Annotated in this window: 14 protein-coding genes; 10 read left to right on the forward strand and 4 right to left on the reverse strand. The window is 70.4% G+C overall.

Annotated elements, in window-relative coordinates:
* Positions 1-6: 6 nt before the first annotated feature.
* The 3 genes from Q2100_RS03050 (at position 7) to Q2100_RS03060 (ending at position 2,924) form a co-directional block, all read left to right on the forward strand.
* Positions 7-981 (forward strand): class I SAM-dependent methyltransferase, encoded by a 975-nt coding sequence (locus Q2100_RS03050; RefSeq protein ID WP_302912813.1) that lies wholly within the window; start codon positions 7-9, stop codon positions 979-981.
* Positions 939-2,153: a THUMP-like domain-containing protein gene (locus Q2100_RS03055; protein ID WP_407667569.1), complete on the forward strand. Its 1,215-nt coding sequence runs from the start codon at positions 939-941 to the stop codon at positions 2,151-2,153. Before Q2100_RS03050 ends, Q2100_RS03055 begins: the two co-directional genes overlap by 43 nt.
* Positions 2,154-2,228: 75 nt before the next feature.
* Positions 2,229-2,924 (forward strand): esterase, encoded by a 696-nt coding sequence (locus Q2100_RS03060; protein ID WP_302912814.1) that lies wholly within the window; start codon positions 2,229-2,231, stop codon positions 2,922-2,924.
* Between the two features lie 11 nt (positions 2,925-2,935).
* Here Q2100_RS03060 and Q2100_RS03065 read toward each other — a convergent pair whose 3' ends face one another.
* On the reverse strand, positions 2,936-4,219 hold the full coding sequence (locus Q2100_RS03065) for a BamB-related PQQ repeat family beta-propellar protein (RefSeq protein WP_302912815.1): 1,284 nt from the start codon (positions 4,217-4,219) through the stop codon (positions 2,936-2,938).
* 142 nt (positions 4,220-4,361) lie between these two features.
* Between Q2100_RS03065 and Q2100_RS03070 the strand changes: the two genes are divergently transcribed.
* From Q2100_RS03070 to Q2100_RS03085, 4 genes are all read left to right on the forward strand, one after another.
* Complete coding sequence (locus Q2100_RS03070; protein ID WP_264011984.1) at positions 4,362-5,099, forward strand: acyltransferase; 738 nt, start codon at positions 4,362-4,364, stop codon at positions 5,097-5,099.
* Between the two features lie 88 nt (positions 5,100-5,187).
* Positions 5,188-5,757 carry a TetR/AcrR family transcriptional regulator gene (locus Q2100_RS03075; protein WP_302912816.1) on the forward strand — a complete coding sequence of 190 codons (570 nt, stop codon included), beginning with the start codon at positions 5,188-5,190 and terminating at the stop codon, positions 5,755-5,757.
* Between the two features lie 32 nt (positions 5,758-5,789).
* Positions 5,790-6,149, forward strand: coding sequence for a DoxX family protein (locus tag Q2100_RS03080; RefSeq protein ID WP_302912817.1), 360 nt, complete (start codon positions 5,790-5,792; stop codon positions 6,147-6,149).
* Between the two features lie 19 nt (positions 6,150-6,168).
* Positions 6,169-6,522: an ester cyclase gene (locus Q2100_RS03085; protein WP_302912818.1), complete on the forward strand. Its 354-nt coding sequence runs from the start codon at positions 6,169-6,171 to the stop codon at positions 6,520-6,522.
* Between the two features lie 8 nt (positions 6,523-6,530).
* Here the strand turns inward: Q2100_RS03085 and Q2100_RS03090 are convergent, their stop codons facing one another.
* The 3 genes from Q2100_RS03090 to Q2100_RS03100 all read right to left on the reverse strand — a co-directional run bounded on the left by Q2100_RS03090 (position 6,531) and on the right by Q2100_RS03100 (position 10,223).
* A complete protein-coding gene (locus tag Q2100_RS03090) occupies positions 6,531-7,775 on the reverse strand; it encodes a glycosyltransferase family 4 protein (protein WP_302912819.1) in 1,245 nt (414 codons plus the stop codon).
* A gap of 19 nt (positions 7,776-7,794) precedes the next feature.
* Positions 7,795-9,321, reverse strand: coding sequence for a 1,4-alpha-glucan branching protein domain-containing protein (locus tag Q2100_RS03095; RefSeq protein ID WP_302912820.1), 1,527 nt, complete (start codon positions 9,319-9,321; stop codon positions 7,795-7,797).
* A gap of 104 nt (positions 9,322-9,425) precedes the next feature.
* On the reverse strand, positions 9,426-10,223 hold the full coding sequence (locus tag Q2100_RS03100) for a class I SAM-dependent methyltransferase (RefSeq protein ID WP_302912821.1): 798 nt from the start codon (positions 10,221-10,223) through the stop codon (positions 9,426-9,428).
* A gap of 217 nt (positions 10,224-10,440) precedes the next feature.
* Here Q2100_RS03100 and Q2100_RS03105 point away from each other — a divergent pair, with 217 nt between their 5' ends.
* From Q2100_RS03105 to Q2100_RS03115, 3 genes are all read left to right on the forward strand, one after another.
* Positions 10,441-11,232 (forward strand): electron transfer flavoprotein subunit beta/FixA family protein, encoded by a 792-nt coding sequence (locus Q2100_RS03105; RefSeq protein ID WP_264011976.1) that lies wholly within the window; start codon positions 10,441-10,443, stop codon positions 11,230-11,232.
* 45 nt (positions 11,233-11,277) lie between these two features.
* Complete coding sequence (locus Q2100_RS03110; RefSeq protein ID WP_264011975.1) at positions 11,278-12,234, forward strand: electron transfer flavoprotein subunit alpha/FixB family protein; 957 nt, start codon at positions 11,278-11,280, stop codon at positions 12,232-12,234.
* Between the two features lie 171 nt (positions 12,235-12,405).
* Positions 12,406-13,149: an SDR family oxidoreductase gene (locus tag Q2100_RS03115; protein WP_302912851.1), complete on the forward strand. Its 744-nt coding sequence runs from the start codon at positions 12,406-12,408 to the stop codon at positions 13,147-13,149.

Consider the following 13,149-nt stretch of genomic DNA (forward strand, 5'->3'; position numbering starts at 1 on the left):
CCCTGCATGACGAGTACCGATTCGGCTCCGGTCCCGAACCCGCACGCCACGGCAGAGCAGGTCGAGGCCGCCCGCCACGACTCCAAACTCGCCCAGGTGCTGTACCACGACTGGGAGGCCGAGAGCTACGACGACAAGTGGTCGATCTCGTACGACCAGCGTTGCATCGACTACGCCCGCGGCCGGTTCGACGCCATCGTGCCCGCCGAGGAACAGCGCGAACTGCCCTACGACCGGGCTCTGGAGCTGGGCTGCGGCACCGGGTTCTTCCTGCTCAACCTCATCCAGTCGGGCGTGGCACGGCGCGGATCGGTGACCGACCTGTCGCCCGGCATGGTGAAGGTCGCCACCCGTAACGGCCAGTCGCTCGGACTGGACGTCGACGGCCGGGTGGCCGACGCCGAGGGCATCCCGTACGAGGACGACACCTTCGACCTGGTGGTCGGCCACGCGGTGCTGCACCACATCCCCGACGTGGAACTGTCGCTGCGCGAGGTCGTGCGGGTGCTCAAACCCGGCGGCCGGTTCGTCTTCGCCGGCGAGCCGACGACCATCGGCAACACCTACGCCCGCACGCTGGCCGACCTGACCTGGAAGACCACCGTCGCGGCGATGAAGCTGCCCGGCCTGAGCAGCTGGCGCCGGCCGCAGGAGGAACTCGACGAGAACTCGCGGGCGGCCGCGCTGGAGTGGATCGTCGACCTGCACACCTTCGACCCGGCCGACCTCGAGAAGATGGCGACCAACGCCGGTGCGGTCTCGGTGCAGACGGCCAGCGAGGAGTTCACCGCGGCGATGCTGGGCTGGCCGGTGCGCACCTTCGAGTCGACGGTGCCGCCGGGCAAGCTCGGATGGGGCTGGGCGAAGTTCGCGTTCAACGGCTGGACCACGCTGAGCTGGGTGGACGCCAACGTCTGGCGCCGCGTCGTGCCGAAGGGCTGGTTCTACAACGTGATGGTCACCGGGGTCAAGCCGTCGTAGCGTTCACGCTCGACGACGTCGAGTACCTGCAGGGCGAGGCCGGCGCGAGCGCGCTGCGGGAAGTAGCGCGCCTGGAGCTGGTCGACAGCACGCTGGTGCGCGACATCGCTTCTGTGCGAGACCGATTCGGTACGCGCGCGATCGTCCTGGTGGAGACCGTGCGGCTGCGCAGGCGCGCCGTCGCCAAGGTCGGCGACCCGTCGGGCTGGCTGCTCACCGACGAGGCGCTGCAGCAGGCGACGGCCGCCCCGGTGGCCGCCCACCGGGCGCGTCGCCTTCGCGGCGCGCGTGTGCACGACGCCACCTGCTCGATCGGCAGTGAGCTTGCCGCGCTTCGTGATTCGGCCTCGGTGGTGATGGGCAGCGACATCGACCCTGTGAGGTTGTCGATGGCGCGGCACAACCTCGCGCGGGGCGGCGCCGAGGTCCTGGTGTGCCGGGCCGACGCGCTCCGGCCGGTCAGCCGGGACACCGTCGTGCTGCTCGATCCCGCCCGCCGCAGTGCCGGGCGACGGCGGTTCGACCCGCGCGACTACACCCCGGCCCTCGATGCGCTGTTCGACGTGTACCGCGGCCGCGACATCGTCGTGAAGTGCGCTCCCGGAATCGATTTCGGCCGGCTTCCGGACCTCGGATTCGCCGGCGAGGTCGAGGTGACGTCGTTGGCGGGAAGCGTGCGGGAGGCATGCCTGTGGTCGGCGGGGCTGACCGCCGGCGGTGTCACCCGGCGCGCGACCGTGCTCGACCGCGCCGAGGAGATCACCGACACCGAACCCGACGACTGCCCGGTCGGACCCGCAGGCCGGTGGATCGTCGACCCCGACGGCGCGGTGGTGCGCGCCGGGCTGGTGCGGCACTGGGCCGCCCGGCACGGCCTGTGGCAACTCGACCCGGACATCGCCTACCTGTCGGGTGACTCGGTGCCCGATGGTGTGCGCGGATTCGAGGTGCTCGACGAGGTCGGTTTCAGCGAGCGGCGGCTGCGCGATGCGCTGGCGGCCCACGACGTGGGGGCGGTCGAGATCCTGGTGCGCGGCCTCGATGTGGACCCCGATGCGCTGCGGCGGCGGCTGCGGCTGCGCGGTTCGGCGCACGTCGCGGTGGTGCTGACCCGGCTCGGGTCCGGGACCGCAAGCCGGGCAACGGCGTTCATCTGCCGGCCGGACCGCTGAGCGGACACGTACGCTGACATGGACGCGCCGGTGACTCGAACCGGTGTCCGACATCATCTGCGAGGACGACTGACGATGGGTATTGCCAAGATGGCCGCCGTACTGGCGGCCGGTGTCCTTATCGGCTGGCCGGGCATGGCCGTCGCGGGTGCGCAGTCGGCGTGCGCCGATCTGGGCGGCGCGCTCGACGGCGAGCAGACATGTCGCGTGCACGCCGCCACCTCGACATACACGCTGGACTACAGCTTCCCGGCCGGCTATCCGGACGAGCAGGCGGTCGCGGCCTACCTGACCCAGACCCGGGACGGATTCGTCAACGTGTCGCAGACGCCCGGCAACCGCGACCTGCCCTACGTGCTGGACGCGAAGGGCACCACCTACCACTCGGGCATGGCCCCGAAGGGCACCCAGAGCCTGGTGTTCGAGGTGTACCAGAACGTCGGCGGCGCCCACCCGAGCACCTGGTTCAAGGCGTTCAACTACAACCTCGACGGACAGCGGCCGGTCACGTTCGACAACCTGTTCAAGCCCGGCACGCTGCCGCTGGACACGATCTACCCGATCGTCCAGCGCGAGGTGCAGCGCCAGCTCGGCCCCGACGTGGCGATCGCCCCTGAAAACGGAATGAACGCCGACAACTATCAGAACTTCGCGATCTCCGACGACGCTGTGGTGTTCTTCTTCGCCCAGGGCGAGCTGATGGCCGGCGCTGCGGGGGCGAACCAGGTGTCGGTCCCGCGGGCCGCGATCGCTCCGATGCTGGCGGTCTAGGAGCCGATACATCAGGCCGGCGCGAAGCCGTACACCTGACCGTCGCTGGTGGCGGTGACGATGCGACCGTCGTGCGCGATCGACACCCCTACCGGCCACCCGGTGGCTTCCGGCAGCGGATAGCTGTTCACCGTGCGGCCGTCGCCTGCGTCGACGACCAACAGCGCCTGCCCGCGCTCGCCGTCGGGGACCACCGTGTAGGCGAGCGCACCGGCCCGGCTGGCGGTGGTCAGCGGCGCGACGTCGTCGCGGGTCCAGGCGACTTCGCCGCGGTCACCCTCGTCGCGGACGGCGAGCAGGCGGGAGCCTGGGCCGCCGCCGGTGAGGATCAGCCCGTCGGGCGACACCGACGGCGGGGTCTGCGCGAGGTACTCCAGCGGCACCGACCACTTCGGCGTGCCGTCGGCGCTGTTCAATGCCCACAGCCGCGAGTCGCGGCCGTTGACGTAGACGGTGGCGCCGTCGGCGGAGAGCACCGGGCTGGCCAGGGGCCCGCGCCCCACCGCCTCACTGGTCCACTCGCGGGTCAGCAGTGGGCGCTGACCGGCGCGGTAGCGCAGTCCGACGAGGACGGGCGCGTCGGCGGCGGGCTCCCACAGTGTCAGCACCACGGTGCCGGTCTGCGCCGAGAAGGCCGGCGCCGCCGCCACCGGGCAGCCGCGCCGAGCGGTCCGGCAGTCGGCGAGGCCGCGCACGGAGTCCGTGGGATCGACACCCGCGACCAGGTCGAGCGGCGCGCCCTCCACCGTTCCGCGGTGCCCGTCGAACGTCAGCACCTGGCCGAGGTGCGTCACCACCAGCAACAGCCCGTCGGTGAGCAGGCGCGGGGTGGTGGGCATGCCGATCACCGGCTGGCGCCAGCGGATCCACTGCGTCGGCGGGAAGGACACGATGGCGCCGGGCTGGCCGACGTAGAGGTTGTCGAATCCGTCGAAGAGGGGACTGGCTCCGCCGCCGCCCTGCACCAGCCGCGTGCACCAGCGCTGTCGCGCGAGGTTGTCGAACTCCCACACCATCAGTGAGCAGCCCGCCGGCGTCTGCGCATTGGCGGCCAGATAGTTGCCGGAACCCAGCGCGACGGCGGCACCGAGGTCACCCTTGACCGATCGGGTCCACTCCAGCGTGAGGGCTCCCGGCCCGGCGTCGGCGGTGTAGCTGCTGTTCGCGGCGTCGCCGTACTGGGCGGACCACCCCGAGGCGGCCTTCGACTCGACCCAGCCGTCGGTGTCCCCGCAACCGGCGAGCACGCCCGCGAGCAGCGCCGTCATCACCAGCACGGTCAGTCGCCGGTACACAGTGCTCCGTCAGTCCTCTCGTCCGGGGCGTGATGCGCGGCCCACGTGAGGGTAACCCGGTGGGGCGGCGCCCCGGCCACCCGGCAAGCGTGACGCGGCGACCCGGGAAACCAGACCTGGTGCTCGCGTAGGCTTTGCGGCCATGACGACGATGTGGGGTGCGCCGTTGCACAAGCGCTGGCGCGGCTCGCGGCTGGGCGATCCGCGGCAGGCGAATTTCCTCACCGTGGCCTCGCTGAAGTGGGTGCTGGCCAACAAGGCGTACACGCCGTGGTACCTGGTGCGCTACTGGCGGCTGCTGAAGTTCAAGCTGCGCAACCCGCACATCATCACCCGCGGCATGGTGTTCCTGGGCAAGGGCGTGGAGATCGAGGCGACCCCGGAGCTGTCGACGATGGAGATCGGCCGCTGGGTGCACATCGGCGACAAGAACACGATCCGCTGCCACGAGGGATCGCTGCGCATCGGCGACAAGGTGGTGCTGGGCCGCGACAACGTGATCAACACCTACCTCGACATCGAGCTGGGCGATTCGGTGCTGATGGCCGACTGGTGCTACATCTGCGACTTCGACCACCGGATGGACAACATCGACCTGCCGATCAAGGACCAGGGCATCGTCAAGGGCCCGGTGCGGATCGGGCCCGACACCTGGGTCGGCGTCAAGGTCACCGTGCTGCGCAACACCACCGTCGGGCGCGGCTGTGTGCTGGGCTCGCACGCGGTGGTCAGGGGCGACGTCCCGGACTTCTCGATCGCCGTCGGCGCCCCGGCGAAGGTGGTCAAGAACCGCAAGCTCGCCTGGGAGACCTCGGCCGCGCAGCGCGCCGAACTCGCCGCGGCGCTGGCCGACATCGAACGCAAGAAAGCCGCCCGCTGACCCCTGTTCCGAACTGAGGAACTCGACGCGTCGCTCCTCCTACCAAACCATACGGTCCAGTATGATATGACCTCATGTCGAGGCGTTCGTGAACAGGAACAACACGCGGGAGAAGTGGCTGGATGCCGGCCTTCGGGTGCTGGCCGCCGACGGCGCGAGCGGTTTGCGGATCGACCGCATCGCGGCCAGGCTGAAGTTGTCGAAGGGCTCGTTCCACCATCACTTCAGCGGTGCCGACGGCTACAAGCGGGAACTGCTCGCGCATTTCGAGGCGATGGCCGTCGATGCCATGGAGCGCGAGATCGACGCCGCGCGGGCGCCCGGTGATGCCCGCGCCGTGCTGACCCGGCTCACCGGTCTCGTTTCCGCTGGGGGAGAGGGCCTTTACCGTCCCCAGCTCGAATTGGCGGTCCGTGCGTGGGCGACCTGGGACGACGAGGTCAACCGGGTGCAGGGTCGCATCGACAGGGCCAGGCTGACGGCTCTCCAGCGGATCTGGCGCCCCCATGTCGCGACCGACGCCGATGCGCGGGTGGCCGCACTGCTGCCGTATCTCGTCGCCCTCGGCGCTGCGGTGTCGGTTCCGCCCGTCGAGCCCGAGGAACTGGGGCGCGTCTACGAGACGCTGCTGCCGCTCGTCCCCGGTTCGGACGCTTGAGCCAAAGCATACGGTACGGTATGTTTTGATCCGTGACGCCGCTCCCCGACCCGCAGTGGCCCGTCGTGGTGCTGGCGGTCATTCAGCTCGTGGACGCGGTTCTGTGCATCAAGCCGGCCGCATTCATCGCAGACTGCTTCCGGGGGGTGAACTGGCCGCAACGCCTCTGGTGGCTGATGCCGCCGATCAAACTGGCCGCCGCGGCCGGGCTGGTGGCCGGGCTCTGGATCCCTCACCTGGCGGCGTTGACCTGCGCGGCGCTCGTGGCGTACTTCCTGTGTGCCGTCGCCGCCCATGTCCGCGCACGCGATTACGGCCGGAATCTGTTCCTCAATGCGACGGGCATGCTCGTCATCTGCATGGCCGTCGGCGTCTTCTGCTTCCTCGTCTGAACCGGAGAAAGGACTGGATATGAGCGAGTCCGGTGGAGCGGCAACGCTGTTCGAGAGGTGGGTGCACGAGGTGTGGTCCGGCGGGCCGGTGCCCGCCGACCTGGTCGCCGACGACTTCGTCGGCCACTGGCCCGGCCGGGACATCCGCGGCACGGCGGAACTGGCGGCGATCATCGAAGAGACCCGCTCCGCTTTCGAGGAGCTCACCTTCCAGATCGTGCTGGGCCCGTTCACCGACGGGGAGCTGATGGCCGGACGGTGGATCGGGCACGGTCGGCACAGTTCGGGGGAGGCGCGGTTCTCCGGCAATGACATCCTGCGTATCGCCGATGGGCGCATCGCCGAGTACTGGACGGGGACGTCGGGCGGTTGATGTACCGGCTACCGGCCGGGAAGGGCGTGTTCGATCGTGGGCCGACGCGGATGTGGTTCACGCTCACCGCGTTTGGCTGCCAGGTAGACCTGTGCGGTGTCGGCGGCGACGGTGTGCCAGTCGAAGTCGGAGGTGAGCCGGTCGCGGGCGGCGATGGCATGGCGCTGCGCCGCCTGCGGATCGTCGAGCACCGCGACGACGGCGGCCGCGAGCCCCGCGACATCGCGCGGAGCGCATGACATCCCGGTCTCCCCGTCGATGACGGCCTCGCCGAGTCCGCCCACGTTCGTGGTCACCAGGGGGGTGCCGGTGGCGGCGGCCTCGAGTGCGACGATGCCGAACGGCTCGTAGTGGCTCGGCAGCACGGCCGCGTCGGCGGTGTGCAGCATCGCCACCAGGTCATCGTGTCCGAGCCGCCCGACGAATCGTGTCGCCTTGCGCACCTTGTGCTTTCGTGCCTGTTCGACGAGCCACTGCTCCTGGGTGCCGTCACCGGCGATCGTCAGTGTGGTGCCGGGATGCGCGCGCCGGATCCGCGGAAGCGCGGCGATGGCGTCGTGGATGCCCTTCTCGTACTCCAACCGGCCGACGAACAGCAGGTGTGGCGCGCCGTTCCGGGCGCGCCGGGTGGCGAACGGCCAGAGGCCGGCATCGATGCCGTTGCGGATCACCCGGACCTCGGCGAGGCCGGGGCCGAACAGTTCGGTGATCTCGTCGCTCATGGAGGCCGAACACGTGATGAGCGAATCGGATTCGTGCACCAGCCACGATTCGACCGCGTGCACCTGGCGACTGATCTTGCCGGACACCCAGCCCGAGTGCCTGCCCGCCTCGGTGGCGTGGATGGTGGAGACGAGTGGCACGTCGAAGAACTCGGCGAGAGCGATGGCCGGATGCGCCACCAGCCAGTCGTGCGCGTGCACGACGTCGGGCCGCCATGGCGCGCCGTCGGCGGTGTGGCGCAGCGTGAGGCCCGACCGGACCATGGAGTGCCCCATCGCGAGGACCCAGGCCATCATGTCGGTGCCGAAGTCGAAGTCGTGCGGATCCTGCGCCGCGGCGACGACGCGCACGCCCTCGCTGTACTCGTCCGTCGACGGGTGGGTGCTGGGATCGGTGCCGGTGGGCCGGCGGCTGAGCACGACGACCTCGTGACCGGCCTCTGCCAGTGCGGTCGCGAGGTGGTGGACGTGGCGGCCGAGTCCGCCGATGACCACCGGCGGGTACTCCCACGACACCATCAACACCTTCATGGGCGTGACCGGGTCCGGCTCATCGCGGGAGCCGCCGGGCGTCGAGCGCGCCGAACAGTCCGTCGGCGCGGTTCCAGCCGTCGGCGAGCCGCTGCGCGGTGTCGCGGCGGCCGGAGGCCAGCGCCCCGGCGATCTCACGGGTGGCGTGGGCGTGCAGGTGGGCGCGGTAGCGCGCGTAGTCGGCGGCCGAGTCCTTGCTGACCATGAACGGCCAGTCGCTCGACACCGTCAGCAGTGTCTCGCGCAGGATCTGGTCGGCGACGTGGTCACGCGCCGATGGCGATCCGACGGCCGAGGTCTGAGCGAGGGCCTTGTCGACGGTGCTGAGCGCCGTCTCGGTGACCTCGCTGTTGAGCTGCACCAGGTCGGCGACCTGCTCGCCCGCCCACACCTGCCAGTCCTTGCCCGAACCCCATGAGCTGGGCGGTAGTTCGACCGGTGCGCCGACGTATCCGCCGGCGACGGCGTCGGAGAGGGTGCCGACCCGGACGCCGGCTTCGGGAAGTGCTCGCAGCACCCGCGCCAGCCACTCCGGGCCCTCGTACCACCAGTGCCCGAACAGCTCGGTGTCGAAGGCGGCCACGACGTGCGCGGGCCTGCCGATCCGCTCGCTCTCGGCGATCAGACGCTGCCGCACGGTGTCGACGAAGTCGGCGACGTGTCCGTCGACGGCCGCGCTCGCGCGCTGCGGGTCGTACGGCGCCTTGTCCTCGGACGCCACGTTGCGCCCGGTGACCCGGGCCGGTTTGAGCCCGGTGACGTGGTCGTGGGTGTGGAAGTCGCGATAGGCGCCGTGGCCCGGATAGCCGGACTTCGGTGACCACACCCGGTAGCTGACCTGCAGGTCACGGCCGAACGCGACGACATCCGACGCGCCGACCGGGCGGCCCAGTGCGGTGTCCCCGTGCAGCGACGGCCCGTCGACCATGAAGTGCCCGACGCCCGCGGCGGCGTACTCGGTCTCCATGCCGGGCGCGTAGGCGCACTCCGGCGCCCAGATGCCGGTGGGCACATGGGCGAACCGCTGGCCGGCGTCGGCCAGGCCCTCGCGCAGCGCGAACTCCCGCAGCCGCGGGTTGAGCAGTGGCTGGAACGGGTGCGAGAGCGGCCCGCCCAGCAGTTCGATGGCGTCGGCGTCGATCAGCTGGCGCAGAAGCGGGCTGCCGCCGTGGCGCCACAGCGTAGTGAAGTCCTCGAGCGCCTCGTTCGCCACCCGGTGTTCGTGCGCCCCGAACGCGCGTAATGCCTCCGGGGCGGAGGCCGCGCCGGTGGCGGTCGACGTGCGCAGCGTCGCGGCCTCGAGTGCCCGCAGCTCCCAGTTGGCCAGCCAGTGGTGCATACCGGTCAGGCAGTACGGCTCGTCGAGCTGCGCGGTCACCACCGGCGTCATCCCGAGGGTGAGCAGGTGTCCCCGGCCTTCGGCGGCCAGCGTGCGCAGCACGCGCATCAGGGGGAGATAGGCCGCCGACCACGACTGGTAGAGCCACTCCTCGCCGACCGGCCAGCGGCCGTGATGGGCCAGCCACGGCAGGTGCGTGTGCAGCACCAGGGTGAAGAGCCCGGGTACTGCGGGGTTCGGGCTCGGCGGGCAGGAGCGACGGGGGTACCTCCCACCCGGAGGGTAGGGGGCCGACCCGGGGTTCGGATCTGTCACGGCCGCACCGCGATCGCCACCAGATCGAGGCTGTCGTCGATCGGGCGCTCGGCCGCGGGCGTCAGGTCGAAGTCGTCGACGGTGACCGCGGCGACGTCGGCCAGCAGGTCCGCCGGCCACGGGGCGTCGGCCACCGCGCGGGCGATCTGGGCGTCGATGATCGAGCCGCCGTGCCGGGCGTCGAGTGCGGTCAGGCCGGGGCCGTGGAAGACGCCGTGGATCCCCTCCAGGGCGAAGCCGGCACCGGTCAGCAGTTCGGTCAGCTCGTCGGCGTTGAGTTCGCGGGTGTGGAACGGGTTGACCGGGGTGTCGCTACCGGGGGTGAACGTGATCCTGTTCGGTGTCGACATCAGCAGGACGCCGGAGGGCCGCAGCACCCGCAGGCATTCGGCGACGAACTGCGGCTGGTCCCAGAGGTGTTCAATCACCTGGAAATTCACCACGACGTCGACGGAGGCGTCGGGCAGCGGGAGCGCGGCCAGGTTGCCGTGGTGCATCTCGATGCGCGGGTAGCGGGCGCGCACGTGGGCGACGGTCGCCTCGTCGTAGTCCAGGCCGATCACCCGGCGCGCCACGTCGGCGATCAGGTCGGCGCCGTAGCCCTCGCCGCACCCGGCCTCGAGCACGTCGCGGTCGGCGCAGCGGGCCGCCAGCCGCCGGTAGACGACCTCGTGCCTGCGGAACCAGTAGTTCTCCTCGGCCAGGCCGGGGATGGTCCGCTCGCCGGTCAGCGGCAGGGCAGGGGGTGTCCGGCCAGGGCCGTCCCCGACCGCCCCCGTCAGGAATGCGCTCATCGGAAGGCAGGCTAACCCAGGCGAAGCGCCGATGGCCGATTCGCGAACAGTTCCTCCACGCCGCCCCTGCTTAGGGGAGGTCAGCGCGCAAACTTCGACCAGCTATGGTGTCAGTACGGCCACCACAAGTTACCGACGGGTAACATGGTGGCAGTTGCTTGAAACGTGGTAATGCAGGCCGGCCCATCGGCCTCACCGAGGAGGACGAACCAGAGTCATGACGAACATCGTGGTCCTGATCAAACAGGTCCCTGACACGTGGTCCGAGCGGAAGCTGTCCGACGGGGACTACACGCTCGATCGGGAAGCCGCCGACGCCGTGCTCGACGAGATCAACGAGCGTGCGGTCGAAGAAGCGCTGCTGATCAAGGAGCGCCAGGGCGACGACAGCACCGTCACCGTGCTGACCGCCGGGCCGGAGCGCGCCACCGAGGCCATCCGCAAGGCGCTGTCGATGGGCGCCGACAAGGCGGTCCACCTCGTCGACGAGCAGCTGCACGGCTCCGACATGGTCCAGACCGGGTGGGCGCTGGCCCGCGCGCTGGGGACCATCGAGGGCGCCGAGCTGGTCATCGCAGGCAACGAGGCCACCGACGGCACCGGCGGCGCCGTGCCGGCGATCATCGCCGAGTACCTGGGCCTGCCGCAGCTGACGCACGTGCGCAAGCTGAGCGTCGAGGACGGCAAGGTCACCGGCGAGCGGGAGACCGACGACGGCGTGTTCACCCTCGAGGCCTCGCTGCCCGCCGTGGTGAGCGTGAACGAGAAGATCAACGAGCCGCGCTTCCCGTCCTTCAAGGGCATCATGGCCGCGAAGAAGAAGGAAGTGGTCAAGCTCACGCTGGCCGAGATCGGTGTCGAGGCCGACGAGGTCGGCGTCGCCAATGCCGGTTCCAAGGTGCTGTCGTCGACCCCCAAGCCGCCGAAGACGGCAGGCGAGAAGGTCACCGACGAGGGCGAGGGCGGCGCGAAGGTCGCCGAGTACCTCGTGGCCCAGAAGATCATCTAGCCGCGACCCGACCAGACATTCCTAGAAGAGGCGAAAGACAAACCCATGGCTGAAGTACTCGTGTTCGTCGAACACGCCGAAGGTGCCCTGAAGAAGGTCACCTCCGAACTGATCACCGCCGCCCGCGTGCTCGGTGAGCCCTCCGCCGTCGTGGTGGGCAAGCCCGGCACCGCCGAGCCGCTCGTCGACGGCCTCAAAGCCGCCGGCGCCGCGAAGATCTACGTCGCCGAGTCCGACGACGCGGAGAACTACCTGATCACCCCGCAGGTCGACGTGCTGGCATCGCTGGTGGAGTCGGCGTCGCCGGCCGCCGTGCTGCTGTCGTCGAACGCCGACGGCAAGGAGATCGCGGGCCGGCTCGCCGCCCGCATCGGGTCCGGTGTGTTGACCGACGTCGTCGAGGTCAAGGAGGGTGGCGTGGCCATCCACTCGATCTTCGGTGGCGCCTTCACCGTCGAGGCGGAGTCCACCGGCGAGCTGCCGGTGATCACGCTGCGCGCCGGTTCGCTCGACGCCGAGCCGTCCGACGGCGCAGGCGAGGTCGTCAACGTCGAGGTGCCGGAGCAGGCGGAGAACGCCACCAGGATCACCGCGCGTGAGCCCGCGGTGGCCGGTGACCGTCCCGAGCTCGCCGAGGCCACGGTCGTGGTGTCCGGTGGCCGCGGTGTCGGCAGCGCCGAGAACTTCAACGTGGTGGAGGAGCTGGCCGACGCGCTCGGCGGCGCCGTCGGTGCGTCGCGTGCCGCGGTCGACTCCGGCTACTACCCGGGCCAGTTCCAGGTCGGCCAGACCGGCAAGACGGTGTCGCCGCAGCTGTACATCGCCCTCGGCATCTCCGGGGCGATCCAGCACCGCGCCGGCATGCAGACGTCGAAGACGATCATCGCGGTGAACAAGGACGAGGAGGCGCCGATCTTCGAGATCGCCGACCTCGGCATCGTCGGCGACCTGTTCAAGGTCACCCCGCAGCTGACCGAGAAGGTGAAGGCCCGCAAGGGCTGACCCCTCGGTCGACGCACACGCTCAACCGGAACCCCGGCGCCCTGCGGCGCCGGGGTTCCGTCTTGTCCGTGGGCGGGGCAAGACCACGGACTCTCCAGGGGGCGACCACGGCCACGGGGCGGCGATGCTGAGGGCAGGTCAATCGAGGAGGGTTCTGAAATGACGAACAGCATGCGGGTCACGGTCATGGGCGCCACGGGACAGGTGGGCGTGAAGGTGGTCGAACTGCTCGAGAACGCGGGCCATGAGGTGGTCGCGGCGTCCCGCTCGACGGGCGCCGACGTGCTCACCGGTGCGGGCCTCGCCGACGCGCTGTCCGGCGCCGACGTCCTAATCGATGTCACGAATTCGCCCTCGTTCGACGACGATCCGGTGCTGGACTTCTTCACGAGGTCGACGGCGAACCTGACCGCGGCGGCCGCAGACGCCGGCGTCGGGCACTACGTCGCGCTGTCCATCGTCGGCGCCGACGGGCTGCCCGAAAGCGGCTACATGCGCGCGAAGGTGGTGCAGGAGCGCGCGATCATCGACTCCGGGCTGCCCTACACGATCGTGCGGGCCACGCAGTTTCACGAATTCGCAGAGATGATCACCGGATCGCTGATCGTCGGCGACGAGGTGCACGCCCCCGATGCGTTGATTCAGCCGATCGCCGTCTTCGACGTCGCCGAGCAGGTCGCCCGCGTGGCGCAGGCACCTCCGCGGGGCGGCGTCGTCAACATCGGCGGCCCGGAGAAGATGTCGTTCGCCGACATGGCCCGTGCGGTGGTGCAGCGGCAGGGCGGCGGGCAGCGCGTCGTGGTCGACAAACAGGCCACCTACTTCGGCACGCCGGTGCAGCGCACCAGCCTGGTCACCGGCGACGACGGCATCCTGGCCGGCATCCGGTTCGGCGACTGGCAGGCGGGTCGCTGA

Origin of the sequence: Mycolicibacterium arseniciresistens (assembly GCF_030519285.1) — a bacterium.
Classification (GTDB): domain Bacteria; phylum Actinomycetota; class Actinomycetes; order Mycobacteriales; family Mycobacteriaceae; genus Mycobacterium; species Mycobacterium arseniciresistens.